The organism is Pseudomonas sp. MF08831 (assembly GCF_059862645.1).
The window spans coordinates 104,433-121,063 of sequence record NZ_JCBCUX010000009.1 but is presented as its reverse complement, the minus strand read 5'-3'; the positions used below and the strand labels follow the sequence as shown (position 1 = coordinate 121,063).

Sequence of the window (16,631 nt, the reverse complement as noted above, 5' to 3'; positions counted from 1 at the left end):
CATGAAGCGTTTCATCGCGGCTGCGGCACTGGCCGGCTGGGTAGGGTTGGCGATTCAGCAATACCTGATTTTCTATTCGCGCTGGACCGCGGGCGCCAGCCTGCTGGGCGGGTTGATCAACTTTTTCAGTTTCTTCACGGTGCTGACCAACACGTTGGTGGTGGTGGTGCTCAGCTATGCGCTGGTCAGTCGGGATTCAGCCGCCAAGCGGTTTTTCCTGGCGCCCAGGGTCAGTAGCGCGATTGCTGCGAGCATCGTCGTGGTGAGCCTGGCGTACAGCTTGCTGCTGCGGCATTTGTGGAGCCCCACAGGTTTTCAGTTCGTCGCCGATGAATTGCTGCATGACGTCATGCCGGTGCTGTTTGTGATTTATTGGTGGCGGTGTGTGCCCAAGGGCACGTTGCGTTTCAACCACATCGGCGCCTGGGTGATCTACCCGTTGGTGTACTTCGGCTATGTGCTGCTGCGCGGGCATTTGCTCGGGCAGTATCAGTACCCGTTCATTGATGTGGACACGCTCGGTTATCCACAAGTGTTTGTGAATGCCGGTGGGATTCTGGCGGGGTTTATCGGGATTTCATTGGCAGTGGTGGGGCTGGATAAATGCTTAAAGCCGCCGCGAAACTAAGGGTGGGAGCGGGCAAGTCCGCGCCCACCGTTTCGACCTCGATCGGCTTACTCTTCTTCGCTGCCGTCTGCACGCCAGTAACCCACAGCCTTGAGAAACGCTTCATTGACCTGATGCGTGTCCAGCAGCACGCGGCGCACTTGGCGCGACAGCTTGGTTTCCGTCGCCACGAAGCTGTACAGCGAGCCGCTCGGCAGCGTCAGTGTGCGAACGGTCTCTAGCAGGTCGTCCTGGCCGCGTATTACCCAGATCACTTGCACATCGGCGGCACTGTTCAGCACTTGCTGTTCTGCGGCATTGGCGATTTCAATCACTGCCAGCACCTTGCGGCCCGCCGGTAATTCTTCCAGGCGCCGGGCGATGGCGGGCAGGGCGGTTTCATCGCCGATCAACAGGTAACTGTCGAACATATCCGGCACGATCATCGAACCGCGTGGCCCACCGATGTACAGGTGTTGGCCGACCTGCACCTGCTCGGCCCAGGTAGAGGCAGGGCCATCGCCGTGCAGCACGGAGTCGATGTCCAGTTCACCGGTGTTCAGGTCGAAACGCCGTGGCGTGTAGTCGCGCATGGCCGGTTGTGGGCCCTCACCCTTGATGCTGAAGTTCGGGCTTTCCAGCGCGGCCTGTTCGGCGGCGTTCTGCGGGAACAGCAGCTTGATGTGGTCGTCGCTGCCCAGGCTGATAAAACCTGCCAGCTCGGGCCCACCCAGAGTGATGCGGCGCATGCGCGGGGTGATGTCGGTCACGCGCAGCACTTCCAGGCGGCGGCGCTTGATCTCGTGGGTGACGCGGTGGATGGCTTGCGTATTCATTGAGCTTTCCCCTGGACTGGTTGAACGGCCGGGCCGTCGACAATGGCGTGGGCGGTGCTGTTGAGCAGTGCCGCGACACGCGCGATTTCTTCCGGGCTCCAGCGCCCGTGGTGCAGCTGCAAGGCATGGCGCAGGTTGTGCACCGCCTCATGGATTTCGGGCGGGCGATCATGGCCGCGCAGCGAGCGTTTGCTGACGTCGATGCGCATGCGCACGCCTTCCAGGGCAATCGCCTGCTCACTTAAGGAAAGACGACCAGCGTCGGTAATTGTGTAGCGTTTTTTTCCACCTTCGGTATCGCCGGTCACCAATTCGCTTTCTTCAAGAAAGGTCAGGGTCGGGTAGATCACGCCGGGGCTGGGGCTGTAGGCGCCGTCGAACAGGCCTTCGATCTGACGGATAAGGTCGTAGCCATGGCAGGGCTGTTCGCCGATTAAGGCCAGCAGCAGCAATTTCAGGTCGCCAGGGGCAAACACGCGTGGACCACGACCACCGCGTTCGCGGCCGGGGCGTTTTTCAAAACCGTCACGGCCATCACCGTGGTCGCGTTGGTGGGGATGCTCTCTCATTTTCGCTTTCTCCGCTTTGGTTAAGATACAACGTAAGATATATCTTTGAGCAGCGAAAGACTGAGGCGACCAACGGTCGGTGGCCAGCGGTCTGGTCTTTTCAAGACAGCGGCCAGAGGTGTGAATGACAGGTAGAGTTAATACTCAACTTTTTAAGCGTCGATGTTTATCCGCAACATGACTGTTGTGGTACTGTTCTGACGGACTTTTATTCCACAGTTAAGTTGCGAATATAGACGTGTAGTCTTGTTCTTACGGATCAATTAAAAGTTTTGGCAATGTGCCATCCTTTTCCCTCAAACATTATTAATTAAAGCCACAGACGTATAAGAAATGGCGGGCATCCTGGTTATTTGAATTGCTTGATCATTACGGTGCTTTTCAAACATTGATAAGCGCGTAATGCCCTTCGCACGTTGTGCCGTGTCTGGTGTTCAACGTTCAGCGATATATCTCAATGCAAATAACAGGTGTCGACTATGTTCAAGAAGTTCGCAATCGCTGCCCCTTTGGCTGCCATGGCGCTGTCCTCCATGGCGTTCGCGGCCGGTGAGGCCAATCACACTGTCAATATCAAGGCGAGCATCCCGACCACCGTGTTCCATGTGCAGCCGCGCGACCCTAACTGGGGCCGTGACGAGGCCATGGCCTATAACCTGGCCAATGGCGAGTTGGCGCCGTTGTCTGCGGTCTACGACATGCGCAACACCAACGGGTCTATTCACGCTTATATCGATGGCGGCCCGGCAGTGCTGTTCAACGGTGATGCCACGCAAAACATTCCGCTGACCGCCACCTTGAATGGCGTGGTGCTCAGTGGCACGCCTCAGGAAGTTGTCAACGAAGCTGATGCCACGCCGGGCCTGGGCGCCGTACTGCGTATCGACGCCGCCAAACCTTCGGCGACTCAGCGTGGCAACTACACCAGCGTCATGCCTCTGGTATTTGACGCGGTGCTGCCAGCTCTTTGATGGCAATGAGTGCTCCTTGAGCCTCGTGCTCGTGGGCATCGCGTCAGCAGGCCGGCTGGTTGTTCAGGGGCCGCCGGCCTGATTTTCATTCTTGTCATTTGGCATTCAGAGTATGTGTTCATGTTCCCGATGACTCCCATCGCGGCGGCGCTTGCGCTTTTTTTTTGTGTGGGTGCCCTGGCGGCGCCGAATTCCGGTGTTGAGAACCCTGGCAGTCTGATCGCTCAGGCCCAAGGCCTGCCCACCGGGTTCAGTGATCACTTCTTCGATGTACCGCTGGCCGTGCGGGTCGACCTTGACCAGCAGTTGCTCGGCGAAGCGTTAATCGTGTTGTCCCGGGATGACCGCGTCACCCTGCTCGAATTTACCGACGTGGGCGACAGCAAAGTCCCACTGGCGACCCGCGACACCTGGCAGGCCATCCTTGAAAAAGGTGTGGCGCTGGGCGCATGCAGCCAGGCATGCCCCGCGCAGATGCTGTCTACCCACTACAGCCTCGAGAGCTCGCAGCTTTCGATCATCACGCAAAACGTCGAACGCGCCGACGACGCCCCGCGCTACTACGCGCAGCCGGAAGGCGGCAGCCGTGGCTTGATCGTCAACAATCAACTGAACCTCAATGGCGGCCAGGACGAAGACCTCGGCGGGCGTTACGGCTTGCAAGCGAGCGCCAGCCTGGGCAATTGGAGCCAGGTGTTCAACCTGCAACTGGCTCGCCAGAGTGGCGACGAAGAACACCTGCGCCACGCGATCCACGAGCTGTATACCCAGCGCGAGCTCGAAGGACGTTTTCTGCGCCTGGGTCATTTCACGCCCAATTCCGATGGCCTGACCCGACAGCTGCGCAGTTTTGGCGCCAGCCCCGACACGGCCCTGGGCGTGATGTACGGCAGCTCCGACACGCTGGCGATCAACAACGCCAAGGCCAGCGTCTATCCGATCTACGTCACGGCCAATCGTCAGGCGTCCGTGGAGATCTACCGCAATGGCCTGCTGCTCAACAGCCAGTCAGTGGCGGCCGGCCTGCAGACGCTCGACACCCGCCCACTACCCGGCGGTATCTATGAGGTGCAAGTGAGGCTGGTGGAAGACGGCGTGACTGTCAGTACTTCCCAGGAGCTGGTGTACAAACCGAGCAACTGGCGCAATGCCGACGACCGCTGGCGCTACAACGTGTTTGCCGGCAGGGAAACCAAATTATTCAGCAACTGGGACGACCAGGCCTCCGGCGCCATCACCACCGGCGCCTCCGTCAACTACCTGTTGCACCCGCGGGTGATTCTTGGGTTGTCGGCACGTGAAGTGCGTGAGCAATTGCAATACGGCGGTTCGGTGGACTGGACCGTCGCCAACAACACCAGCGTTTACGCCAACGTGTATGAGACTCAGGAACACGGCACTGGGATGGACCTGCAGGCGCTTTACACGCTGGGCACCACCAACCTGGTGTTCAGCCACAACCGCAGCTGGCTCGACACCCGCGACACCTACGACATGCTGCCCGACGGCACGCGGTTGCGGCGCAACACCTTTGTCGGCGAAACCAGCAACACCGCGTTGTCGGTCAACCACCGCGTCGATGCGCTCAACTCCTGGAACGTGCGCCTGTCCCACAGCCAGGGCAATGTCGAAGGCGCCGGTCTGGACCTGGGCTGGAACCGGCGCAGTACCTTGATGGGCAGCGACGCCAACTGGCGCTTCTCGGCGTTCGACCGACCGGGCACCAACGGCACTGACGATCAGCGCAACCGTGGCATCGACGTCACGTTGAGCCTGGCGCTGGGCACCGATGGTCGCCAAGTCTCCGGCAGTGTCGGTACTCGCACGGCGCGTGACGGCGGCCGTGACAACAATGCCTCGGTCACCTTGCGCCAGGACCTCACCGACCACCTGCTGCAAAGCGTCTCGGCCACTGCCATCACCGACACTTATGGGGTTGGCCTGTCGAGCACGGCCAGCTTCAGTACCGACACGGTCAGCGGCGACGGCTTCCTGCAGCGCAGCTCGTTCAACAATAAATTCACCGGCGGCCTGAACCTCAACAGCACGTTCGTGGCCGGCGCCGACAAGGCGCTGCTCACCAGTCAGTACCACGGCACGGGCGCGGGCATGATCATCGATGTCGAGACAGACCTCGACGCTATCACCCTGCGCGCCGATGACGTCAGTGGCGGTGGCGCGGTCTTGCGCCCCGGTCGTAATTTTGTGCCGCTGGCCGCGTACAAAAGCAGCAGCGTCAACTTCGATTTCGACGGCAATCATCCGCCCGCCGCCAACATCCAACCGGCGCGCACTACGTATCACTTGAACAAGGGCGGCGTGGACTACCGCAAGGTCACCGTGCTGAAAACCGTGTCGGTGCTGGGGCGTCTGCTCGATGCCCAGGGTCGGCCGCTCAAGGGGCATCACGTGATCAATCACGCCAGCCGTGGGGTCAGCGAGGTGGACGGATTCTTCTCGATGGAAATGAGCGCCAGCTCGCCCACCCTGCAAGTGCGCTACCAGAACCAGTTGCTCTGCCAGTTCCGCCTCGACCCGGCCAACGCCCCGAACGAAAACGACGTGCTGATGATCGGCGACCTGCGTTGCACCCCCGACACGCTGGCCGATGCCAACTTCAGCGTGGAAACCGCCGGCTGATGGCTGCCCGCACCTTTGAACCGGAGAATGTATGAAGTCAGTCGCTGCAACCAGAAGCGCCTTGGGGCCGTGCCGTGCACTGGCCTTGATCATGGGTTTGTTCAGCACACCGGCGCAGGCGTTTGTCGAAGAGATCACCGCCGTGTTCCGTCCCGACCCGGGCAACCCGATGGTCAACAAATTCGAGAACACCACGCCGGAAAGCGGGATTTGCCCCGGGCATATTCCCGCGCGGTGCAAGGCGATGAATATTTTCACCATTCGCAGGCCCTTCTCGGCGGCGTCAAGCGAGCCCGTGCTGGCTTATGCCGAGCCGCGCAAAGGCGCTTATTTCAAAGTGCCCTCGGCCTGGCGAGACCTTCAGGTCACCCACCAGGCCACCGGTGAAACCGAGACGGTCCAGATGCGTATAGCCGGAGTGGGCGCGCGCTGGGATGTCACCTACCCACCGGGAGTCAGTGGCTGGGCGACGACCAGCATGCCTCAGTGGTCGTACTACTGGCAGCATGCGCCAGCGCCTTGCCAGGGCGTGAATTACCTGGCGGCCTCGCCGTCCTTTGCGTTGTTTTTCTGGATCGTCCCCGAGAATGCCGGTGCCTGCAGTGTGACGGCCGGCACTGACATACCCTGGATGTACTACAGCAATTTTGAATACGCCTACGAACTCAGGACCCCGAACCCGCTCACCATGAGGGCCGGTGATTACGCCGGCAGCCTCACCTACACCTTCGGGCCAGGTGGGGATTTCGACATCGGCGATGTGATGCAAACCAGCGACACCGTCGCCACCTTCAACTTCCAGCTCACCGTGGAGCACGCGCTCAAGGTCGATATCCCGCCCGGTGGCAACCGCGTCGAACTGATCCCCCAGGGCGGCTGGCAAGCCTGGCTCAACCAGGGGCGGGCACCGGCGCGTTTGTACCGTGACCAGACGTTCCGCATCGCCACCAGTTCGCGTTTCAACATGCAGCTCGAATGCTCGATCGTCATGGGCAACACCTGCGGGCTGCGCAATGCCGAGGGCGATGAAGTGCCGCTGCAGGTCGCGGTGACCTTGCCCAGCGGCCTGGTCGATCAGTACGCACAAACGGTGAACAAACTGGCGCTGCGTCTGGATGGCGTCGGCAGCGAGCTGTTTCAGCCGTTGCATTACATCAATGACCGGCCCGGCACCCTGCATTTCGAGGTGCAGCGAGACGACATGAGCGAAATGCTCAAGCGGCCCGGGAGTACCTATTCGGGCGTGGTGACCGTGGTCTGGGATTCGCAGGTCTAGACGGCCATCCGCATTCCCGGCCCGTGGGTATCGCGCGGGCCGTGTTCAATTATCGAGGCGTAATCAAACATGAAACAGGCAGTGTTATGGATCGGGTTGTTCCTTTGTGCCCTCGGGGCCCAGGCGGCTCCGGCGATCAACGTCGGCGTGGTGTATGACTACCTCGAGCAGGATCGCAGTTCCTATCTCAAGCGCGTGTCCAACACCGGCACGAGCACGGCGTTCATCCGCGTCGACGTGCTGGAGATCGTCTACAACGCCGATGGCACCCATCGCGAGGTGCCGGTTGCATCGCTCACCGACGGCGATGGCAATGCCACCCGACGCGACGGCCTGATGGCGAGCCCGGCGCGGCTGATCGTTCCGGCCAACGGGCGCCAGGGCACGCGCCTGTTGTACATGGGGGCAAGGGACAAGGAGCGTTATTTCCGTGTGCGCTTTATTCCCGTAGTGCCGGAGAAGGACGATAACTTCGCTATCACCGACGAAGAACGGGTCGACTACAAGGACAGCCTCGCGGCCGGAATCAACGTCATGGCGGGTTACGGCACGGTGTTTTTCGTGCGACCCAAAGCCACGCGTTTCGATACGCAGATCAACCAGACAGCCAACCAATACCAGCTGCGTAACAACGGCAACAGCGTGGTGGTGCTGGATGAGTTTCGTGACTGTTCGCTCACCGCAAAAAGCGACTGCCTGCCAACCACCAAGCATCACATCCTGCCGGGGCGCCAGCTGGTGTTCGAGAAAAAAACCGACCGCACCTACGGCTTTCAGCTGATTGAAGGGCAGAACAAAAAACCGGTCACAGTCAACAGCAACGGGTGATGACGATGGTCAAGCAACTGACAAGGTTGGCGCTGTTTGCAGTGCTGGTATTGGTGGCCGCCCAGGCCTGGGCGATTGAGTCCCGTCACGCGTTCGATGTGTCGGTGACGATACCTGTGCACGATGCCTACGTGCTGCCTTCCGAGCCCGATTGGATGGGGCATGATCAAGTGCTCGCCTGGAACCTGGTGACCGCTGAGCTGAGCCGCCTGCGCAAGAATTTTGATGTTAAAAACCTTACCGGCGCAGTGGCTGCGCGGCTGGGGGCCGAGCCCTATCTGTTCAGCGGTCGCCAGCGGATTGATCTGCAAGTGCTGTTCAACAAGGTGCCGCTGACCCTGGAGAGTACCGAAGTGGTCAACGCCGCCGAGGCGCGCGTGGGGCGGCGCGCGGAGTTGGAAATCGCCGCGATCAAGCCCGTCGACGGGTACGTGGCCGGGGACTACTACGGCACGGTGCAGATCGTGTTCGACTTCCTGGCACCTTGAGCTGAGCGTGCACCGCTCACGGGTGACCGCCGCTTGCCGAGAGACAGGCATTCGCTTGCTGGTTTTATCGAGCCACCGACCCGTTTCAAGCGCTGGGGCGGTGGCGAGAAAAACCTCTTCGCGCCGCCGCCCCCTTCCTCATCGGGAACGGTTGCGGCGCCCCGTCGCCTCGTTGAGCGCCCGGCGCGTCAGACGGCGCATCCATTCCTGTTCGTTGTAGCCCAGGTCGTTGAGCAGGCGGTTGTAGTGCGCGTCGTCCAAGGGCTCGGCGGTGAACACCACGCTCTCGGGCACCTGCACCGCCTCGGCCAAGTGCTTGAGCGATGCGCGAAGGCGCTCGCGTTCGGGCTCCGGCAACGCCTGGGCATTGGCCCATTGCGCCTGCGCTGTTTGCAGATCATCCAGCGCCAGGAAGCGCTCGCCGTACTCACGCTCGTTGTCACGGTACTGGCTGTCGTAAGTGTCACGCAGGTGCTGTTCCCACCAGGGTTCGAGCAGCATCTGGTTGACCAGTCCGTCGCCTTCATCCAGCGCCAGCACCGCGCTGTAGGCTTGCTCGATCTGGGCGGCGCTGACCGCCGCGTTGACCCGGTAAAGCATGTGATCATTCAGCCAGGGCAGGTCAAGACGGCTGGCGAGGGCGGTTTGGTAGGCCAGGTGAATGTCCACCTCATCAACCTCGCCGGGCACCCCGTCGCGCACTTGCGATCTGAACCGCTGCCCAAGCCCGCCCTCGGCCACCGGGCGCAGGCGTCGGGCGATTTCCTGGCCCACGGCCTTCGCCAGTTGTTTGAGGTGGGCGCTGCCTTTGGCCAGCGTGACGAGGCAGCTTTCCAGCTCGGCGGCGGTTGCGGTATCCCGGCGGATCTCGCTGACCATGACCTCGATCCCCATTTCATTGAAAATCTGCGCCCCGGCATCCGGGCACAGGCCGGGAAAACTGGCCATCTTGAACAGGCGCTCACGCAGCTCGGTATCGTCATAGGCCGCCCACAGCAGGCGCCATACCTGCTGGGTCAGCAGTGGGCGATTGACGGTGTAGCGTTGGCGGTCGGCGTCAGTTTCAAAAATGCCCTCGATCTCCAGTGCTTCAATGACTTCAAAAAAGCCCTGGGAACCCTGTTCCTGCTCCACCGCTTGCCACAGGGCTTGAGCGTCCTGAAGGTCGGCGCCTTGCAGGCCCTGCATCCAGAACGCGTTGTGCCCAAGCGGCTCATACGTGCGGTTGGGATCAAGGCCTGCGGCCACGCGCAAATCTTCATAGCGCAGGCGTTGCTCGTCCCTCAGGGTGCGCCGATCCAGGCGTGCGCGGGCCACCACTCTGCCCTGCGCGGAACCGGCTGCGACCTCGGGCAGGCGGTTGATCCGGGTGCCGCGCAGGTCGAGTACAAAGGCGTCATTGCGCGGGTGTGCGAACAACCCTTCGGGCCAGCTAGCCAGGTGCGTGCCGCTCAGGTAAAGCAGGCGCAACCCGGGCATATGGCTGATGTCGGGCGCCAGCGTCAATGGGTTGTTGCTCAAGTCGAGGCTCTTCAGGCGCCGCAGTTTTTTTAACCGCGCCACGTCCTCCGTCGTCAGTGCAAGTCTGTTGCCTGCCAGTTTTAACGCCTTGAGAAAACGCATCTGTTCCAGCGCCTGAGGCACCTGCGTGAGGCGATTGTCAGCCAGGTTGAGGCCACGCAAGGAAGGGAAGTGCTTGAGGAAGTCACTGTGGCGCTCGCCGAAGCCGCACTGGCTGGCGTCCAGAAATGTCACGTGCTCGAAACTGGCGCTCAGCGTGGGGAGCCTGGGCGGCAGGCGCAAGCCCTTGAAGTTGAGTGCGGCGCCTTGCTGGACAGCGCCGCGGCCGTCCGTGTATTCAGCAAACCGGTCACCCCAGCAGCGCATGATCAGATGGGCCAGGTGCTTTCTGGACACCCGTACTTCGTGATTGTCGGCGGCGTCGGTGACGCCGAGGATGACGGAGTTCTGCCAGTTCATCAGGTCCACATGCAGTTGCTGTTTTTCCACCACCAGCGTGTTCAGGGTAGTGCGCAGTTGTGCCTGGGGAATCTCCTGCAGAAATCGGTTCAAGCGCGCTTCGCTCAAGCTTGGGAACAACAGTTGCAGGGTTTGCCGGGCGTGCTCGGTGTGGGTTCGGGCGGGTGACGCGGAGCAACGGCTGGCCGCCGGCCCACCCAGCAGGCGGCTGGTTTCGCGGCCCTGGACCATCGGCACGGGCGGTTGCGCGAGGACTTTGCGGCGCTCGGCCATGGACGCCACGCGCTGTTTGAGCCATTGCTTGAGCGTTTCACCTTCGCCCGTTTGCACACCCAATGCGTCGCGCCGGTCAGCGGGCAGGGCTTGCAGGATCGCCTCGTAAAGGTCGATGAGCGCTGACGGCCGTGAAGTCGTCGGGTCGAGTACTGCATAGCCGCGCGCCTTGCGAATCAGCACCCGTGTGGTCTCGGCTGTCGCCGGCCCGGCCTCACACAGCACGCGACCGGTTACCGCCTGTTCGCGGATTTCGATGCGCAACCGAGCAAACGTGTCGCTGTGAACCTTTAAGGTGTTGAGCACCAGTCTCTCGGTTGGGGTCGGCAGCGGCGAAGGCCAGTCAAACCCCTGAAAGGCCAGCACCGATTGGTTGGCAAACCCCAATTCACGCGCCTGGTTATGCAAGCGCAGCGGCAGTTGTCGTTGGGCGAGCGCCTGGCGTTCTTCGCCGGTGGCGCTGCCGAGCAGGGCAATGGCGGCGTTGGAGTCCAGGTACTCGAACGGCTTGCGCAGGGTTGCAAGGCTGGGCTTGTCGGTGATTTCCCGGGTCTTGTAGACCTTGTCGGCAATCTCGGGGGCGTTGCTGAGCACGCGGTCGGCCAATTGATCGCGCAGGGTGGTGAGCCGAAGGTCCTTGGGGACATCGCCGTTGAGCATGTTGCGTAGCGCGGCGTCGTCGAGAAAAGCCAGCACCTGTTCAGGCAGGGTCCCGGACAGCGTCTGAGACAGGCTCAAGGTCAGCCTCCTGGCCTGGGTCGCGTTGACGTTGCCGAAGGTGAGCGCCGGTCCGGACAGATCATCATTGAGGCACACCTTCAGGGCGTGGTCTTGTGGCCAGCCGGGCAACTCGGTGATGAGCTGTGGGAACCAATCCGATGACGGCCCGTTTGGCAGCGGCGCGCCTGTACGAACCTTACGACTGATGGCTTCGGGATAGCGCTGGGCTTCAAGGCGGCCAAGGCTGGCGGCCAACAGCGGCGGCAGCGGCTGGTTGTAGAGGTGCATCGCGCGCAGCACGTCCTCATCGGTGCCGCTGGCGATGCGCAAGTCGGCCAGTTGCTGGTCGCTGAAGTCTTGTACGCGCGGGCCAATTCGGCGCATCAGGGTCTGGCTGTCCCAGCGTTGCGGCTGTTCGCCCTCGTGCAAAAACGCGCCGTCGGCATTGAACCTCACCCAGGGCTGATACGCCTGTTCACGCGTCGGGTGCACCACGCGGTGCTCGTCGGCCCTGGCATCGTGGCGCACGTGATAATGCCGGTCCTCCAGCGGCAACAGGGTTTTGTCCGTGGGCCCCTGGGTGCTGGATTGGGCGTAGGGTGCAAGGTCCGGGTTCCACAGTTTGAGCGTGCCGTCAGCCTGTTGCACCGGGTGCAGGCCTTCGACGAACGCCGACAGTTTGAGGCGCGCGACCTCGCCGATTTTTCCCGCACCGGCAAACAAGGCGAGCTGAATCAGGTTTTCAGCCACTCCCAACACATGCTCGCCAGCCTCCTGTGCATTGCCCTGGGCCCAATCGAGGAGGCCTTCAAACACGTCGTCGCACAGTTGATAGGCGCTGTAGGCCAGCATCAATTGGCCCACCACCGGCACAAAAGGAGTGACCACCAGCAAGGCCGCATTGAGGACGTCCGAGAGTATCTGCTCGAGGTTGTCCCACCAGGCCCAGCGGGCCAGCCGGTCGACGTAGGCAGTGGATACCGCCAGCTCCCGGGCGTCATTGACGATCTTGTTGAGCTTGACCCGGTGCAGGTAGTTCCACGGGTCGTCTCGCGCCGGGTCGGCGGCGCGGTTGGGGTAATCCCGGTCAATGTCCAGCAGGCGCAATGGCAGGTGTGCACGCGACTGCAACCGCGAGAAAAACACGCCGCGCTCGGCGTGCGCCACAAATTGACTGAAAAACGCCTGATACGCCGGGCCGCTGTGCAATTGACGCGTCAGCTCTTCGACGAAGGCAATCGGCGAAGGGTACTGCTTGAGCGGATGCTCGGGGTCCTGGGGCACCCAGGCAATCAGCCGTCCACGGGCGGAGCCCTGCTCTGCAGGCGTGGCGAACAGCACAATCCCGCTCAGTTGGCAGCCTGCCAGGCTCAGGGTGTGACACTTCAAGGTGTGGCCATCGAGTGACAGGCCGAGCGGCGTGGCGATGAACCCCAGCAACGCGTGATGGGCGTCGTTTGCCAGGTGACCGCTGTGCAGGCCCAGATGGGCACTGCTGCGCAAATCCGCCTTGAGCTGGCTGACCACTTCGTCGCGCACGGTGCGGGCCAGCGCCGGCTGATCGAACCCCAGCGCGGCTTGAAGGCGGGCCTGATAAAGGCCGCCGATGTCCAGGGATCGACACACGGCCTTGAAGCGCTGCGCCGTGAGTAGCGGCCCACCGGGCCGACCCCGTATCGACAGGCTGTCGCGCTGCCCACGGGCGTCTTCCGGGCCCAGGAAGGCGTGGTCGACGAAGGTGTCGCCGGCGGCGAAGTTATGCAGGGCCATGTCCAGCAACGACAGGGTTTTGCTCTGTACGCCTCGGCTGACGTCAATCACCCACCAGGCATTGGAGGCGTCTACGTACACCCGCAGCCAGGTGTTGCGCACATCGACCTCGCCGTAGTGCGTGAACAGCGCTTGCTTGAGCAGTGGCTCGGCAAAGGCGCGCAAGTCGTTGAGCGGGCCCAGGCGTTTGTCCAGCGGCGCCTGGGCGTGCCAATGGTCAGCCACGGCGCGCTTGAGTGACACGTGCTGAGCCGGCGAGGTATCGGGGTAAGGCGCCGCAGATGGAAGACCCTGGCGTTTGAGCGCGCCAATTCGCGCCGCTGTGGTGCCCTTTACCCAAGCGGGCAATGCGTTCTGGATCAACTCGAAATGACGGCCCTGGAACGGCAGGGCGCAGGAATCGGTAGGCATGGTGTGAACCTGAACAGAGAGTGGAGACTCCCTGAGTCTATTCACGCGTCGAGGCTAAAATAAGCTTTAAAAATAGTGGCTTACGCGGGTTTTAAAGCGCGTAACGGTCAACAATTCGAGGGTGAAAAATACATAACTGACACCCTGGATTCAGCGCGCCACGCACAGCGTCTGCGTGCCCGGCTGCAGGTACGGCGTGAGGATCGGCGCCATGCCTTTGAGCACTTGCACCGGCAAAGCCGACGTGAAGGTGAAATGCTCGGCCGAGGCCCCAGGGACGAAGGCGGTCAGCGTGCCGAAGTGATGCTCGCCGATGTAGAACACAAACGTTGCGGTGCGGTTGATCGATTTGGAGCTGAGGATGCGCCCACCTGCGCCCATGGCTTCGATGCGGTTGTCGCCGGTGCCGGTCTTGCCGCCCATGGCCAACGGCGCGCCATCGGCCAGTTTGAAACTGCCGGCCACGCGTTTCGCCGTGCCCGCATCCACCACCTGCGACAGTGCACCGCGCAGCGCCGTGGCGACTTCGCTGGGCATCACGCGCTTGCCACGGTTGGGGTCGTTGATCACGAGCGTTTCATACGGCGTGCCGGCGGCAAAATGCAGGCTGTCGATGCGCAGCACCGGAATGCGCACGCCATCGTTGAGGATGATCCCCATCAGTTCGGCGAGGGCGGCGGGGCGGTCGCCGGAGCTGCCGATGGCGGTCGCCAGCGACGGTACCAGGTGGTCGAACGGGTAGCCGACAGCCTGCCAGCGCTGATGGATTTCCAGGAACGCTTCGATCTCCAGCATGGTGCGGATGCGGCTGTCGCGCGCGCTCTGGTGCCGGCTCTTGAACAGCCAGCTGTAGACTTCCTGGCGTTCGAATTCGCTGGCCTTGACGATCTCGCCGAAGGTCGCGTCGGGGTGGTTGAGCAGATAGCCCAGCAGCCACAGGTCGAGCGGGTGCACCTTGGCAATGTAGCCTTGGTCCGGCAGGTCGTAGGCGCCGGGGCCGTAGCTTTGGTAGAGCTTTTCGAGACGCTCGTCCGTAAGCTTTTCGGGGGGCTTGGGGTTCTTCAGATGGGAGCGCACAAAACGGTTGAAGCTCTCCTGGCTGGCCTGCGGCAGCAAGTAGCGGTGCACGGCAGCCAGGCGAATCGCGGTGGGGTGCAGCCCGTCCATAAAGGTGTCGAGGCGCGTCTGCGTGTCTTTGTTGCGGTACTTTTTCCAGAACTTGAGCAGGAACGCGGTGCCTTCGTGGTCGGCGAACTTGGCCAGGTATTCCTGACGGCGCGGATCGTTGTCATCTATGAGCAAGCGCGCGCTGTTGTCTTCGCCGGAGTAGGTGGTGTAGCGCACCAGGTCGCGCATCAGGCGAATGAACGGCAGGTTGATCGACTCGCGCAGCGCATCGCGCAGGGTTGGGCTGCGGCCATTGTCTTCATTGCGAAAATTGTGGAAGTGATGCAAGCCGCCGCCGGTGAAAAACGCTTCGCCGGGGCTGGCCGAATAGGTGCGGTTGAGGGCCGCGTCAAGCATCTTCGACAGGTCGCGGTCCGGGTTCTGGATCAGGTAGTCCAGCGCCCAGCGTGACAGTGGGTCCTGTTCGGGGACCTCGACTTTTTTCAACTCGGCTGGTGTGTGCGCGCGGTAGCGATCATGCAGCTCGGTGATGATTTGCAGGTAGGTGGTCAGCACGCGCAGCTTGGCGGTGGAGCCCAGTTCCAGCTTGCTGCCTTCGTTGATATCGAAGGGTTGGTCGGTGTTGTCGGTTTGCACCCGCACCCGTGCGCCGTCGGGCGTCAGTTCGAACAGGGTGAAGCTGTAGCGCACTTGCGGCGTGCTTTGCGGGGTGAGCAAGCGCGGGCCGAGCAGGCCCATTTGCCCTGCGAAGGCGGGGTCGGCCAGGTGCTTGAGATAGTCGGTGGCCTGGGTTTGCAGGTCGTATTGCAGCGTGCTCGTGGCCGACAGGTCGAGGCGATCGAGGTCATACAGCGGACGGTTGAGCAGGCTGGCAAGGCGACTGCGTGCAACGTTGATCGCCTTGTTGGTTTCCACCGGCTGGAGCGTCGGTTGTTGCTGCCAGTCGCGGTAAGTGACATGGCTGGCGAGGGCGGCCTTGGCCAGCGCCGGATCGATCACGTTGTTCTGTGCCAGCAGGCGGATATGGCTGTCGGTCAATTGCGCCAGCTCATCGCGGCCCTTGGTCAGATAATGCGAAGGGCGGCGCTGGGCGATCATCAGCGACAGCACTTCGCGCAGCGCCAGGCCTTTTGCTGGAAGGTCCTTGGGCGCGTTACCACTCAACAGCGCATTGCTCTGGTTGAAGTCGGCGCCGTACCACACGCGTAGACCTTCAGCCATGCCGTGCACTTCACCATGGCCCGGCACCGCCGACAGTGGCACGCTATTGAGGTAGTCGCGCACGATGTTCTGCCGGCTGTCCAGGGTCTGCGGCCCCGGTTGGTAGGCGCGGACGCTGGCAGACATCATCTGGCGGATTTTTTCGCCACCGGACAGCGTCAGGCCGTCGGGCGAATGGCGATACTTTTCAAGCTGGGTGGCCAGGGTGCTGCCGCCGGCGGTTTGCCCTGGCAGATGCAGCAGTTTGGCCACCTGCGACCAGGCGGCCTTGGCAAAGCGCGGCCAGTCCACCGCCGGGTTGGCCATCGGACGCTTGGGGTCCAGCAGGTCGCGGTCTTCAATAAACAACAGGCTCTGCACCACCAGCGGTGGAATGGCGGCAAAGCTGGCATAGAGTTGCTGTGGGTAACTGAAGGCGTACAGCGGCGCCGCGCGGCAGTCGGTGATGGTCAGGCCGGCCTGGACCTTTTCGGCGTAGGGCACGAACAGGCCGTGCTCGGCGTAGCTCATCAGCGCCGGGGAAAACCGCGACTGTGCCTGGATCACGTAGTTGCGTTTGATCAGGCGTGGCAAGAACTCATTCAGCGCGCTGTAGCCCAGGCGCCGGTCAAAAGGACCCTCGCCGGGATACACCATCGCATCACTCGCGCCAGGTTCCACCCGGTAGCTCAGTGATGCGGCAAAAGGGCTCAGGTGTTCAGCCTGCAGGCGCGAGGTGCGTATTTCCCGACTGGCGACCCACCCCAGGGCCACCAACGCAAGCACCAGCACCAGCCCCATCAGCCGCCACCACAGGCGTCGAGAGCGGGGGCTTTGTGGCAATGGCGGTGGATCCGCACTGTCGGTCTGGACCACAGCGGGTTTCGAATCGGTCTGCCATAAAGCGCCCATAGTCGATTGATCCATTCACGCA

General features: G+C 62.1%; 10 protein-coding genes. 6 read left to right on the top strand and 4 right to left on the bottom strand.

Going from position 1 to position 16,631, the window contains the following annotated elements:
• Position 1 precedes the first annotated feature (1 nt).
• Complete coding sequence (locus AC19YS_RS19660) at positions 2-628, top strand: Pr6Pr family membrane protein (protein ID WP_179678139.1); 627 nt, start codon at positions 2-4, stop codon at positions 626-628.
• A 47-nt stretch (positions 629-675) separates the two neighbouring features.
• Here AC19YS_RS19660 and AC19YS_RS19655 read toward each other — a convergent pair whose 3' ends face one another.
• Together AC19YS_RS19655 and AC19YS_RS19650 are read right to left on the bottom strand one after the other, a co-directional pair.
• Positions 676-1,443 carry a siderophore-interacting protein gene (locus AC19YS_RS19655; protein ID WP_500602455.1) on the bottom strand — a complete coding sequence of 256 codons (768 nt, stop codon included), beginning with the start codon at positions 1,441-1,443 and terminating at the stop codon, positions 676-678.
• On the bottom strand, positions 1,440-2,012 hold the full coding sequence (locus tag AC19YS_RS19650; protein ID WP_179606476.1) for a PadR family transcriptional regulator: 573 nt from the start codon (positions 2,010-2,012) through the stop codon (positions 1,440-1,442). The genes AC19YS_RS19655 and AC19YS_RS19650 overlap by 4 nt, the downstream gene beginning before the upstream one ends.
• 479 nt (positions 2,013-2,491) lie before the next feature.
• Here AC19YS_RS19650 and AC19YS_RS19645 point away from each other — a divergent pair, with 479 nt between their 5' ends.
• The 5 genes from AC19YS_RS19645 to AC19YS_RS19625 all read left to right on the top strand — a co-directional run bounded on the left by AC19YS_RS19645 (position 2,492) and on the right by AC19YS_RS19625 (position 8,215).
• The gene (locus AC19YS_RS19645) at positions 2,492-2,983 is read left to right on the top strand and encodes a CS1 type fimbrial major subunit (RefSeq protein WP_119738567.1); all 492 of its coding nucleotides are present in this window, start codon (positions 2,492-2,494) and stop codon (positions 2,981-2,983) included.
• A gap of 120 nt (positions 2,984-3,103) precedes the next feature.
• The gene (locus AC19YS_RS19640) at positions 3,104-5,623 is read left to right on the top strand and encodes a TcfC E-set like domain-containing protein (protein WP_500602454.1); all 2,520 of its coding nucleotides are present in this window, start codon (positions 3,104-3,106) and stop codon (positions 5,621-5,623) included.
• A 31-nt stretch (positions 5,624-5,654) separates the two neighbouring features.
• On the top strand, positions 5,655-6,899 hold the full coding sequence (locus tag AC19YS_RS19635) for a hypothetical protein (protein ID WP_119738572.1): 1,245 nt from the start codon (positions 5,655-5,657) through the stop codon (positions 6,897-6,899).
• Between the two features lie 69 nt (positions 6,900-6,968).
• On the top strand, positions 6,969-7,727 hold the full coding sequence (locus AC19YS_RS19630; protein WP_500602453.1) for a molecular chaperone: 759 nt from the start codon (positions 6,969-6,971) through the stop codon (positions 7,725-7,727).
• Positions 7,728-7,732: 5 nt separating this feature from the next.
• Entirely contained in the window at positions 7,733-8,215 is a 483-nt protein-coding gene (locus AC19YS_RS19625) for a CS1 type fimbrial major subunit (protein WP_119740765.1), read from the top strand.
• A 138-nt stretch (positions 8,216-8,353) separates the two neighbouring features.
• Here AC19YS_RS19625 and AC19YS_RS19620 read toward each other — a convergent pair whose 3' ends face one another.
• Together AC19YS_RS19620 and AC19YS_RS19615 are read right to left on the bottom strand one after the other, a co-directional pair.
• Entirely contained in the window at positions 8,354-13,369 is a 5,016-nt protein-coding gene (locus tag AC19YS_RS19620; RefSeq protein WP_500602452.1) for a dermonecrotic toxin domain-containing protein, read from the bottom strand.
• 150 nt (positions 13,370-13,519) lie between these two features.
• Positions 13,520-16,609, bottom strand: a complete 3,090-nt coding sequence (locus AC19YS_RS19615; protein ID WP_500602451.1) for a transglycosylase domain-containing protein — start codon at positions 16,607-16,609, stop codon at positions 13,520-13,522.
• Positions 16,610-16,631: the final 22 nt, after the last annotated feature.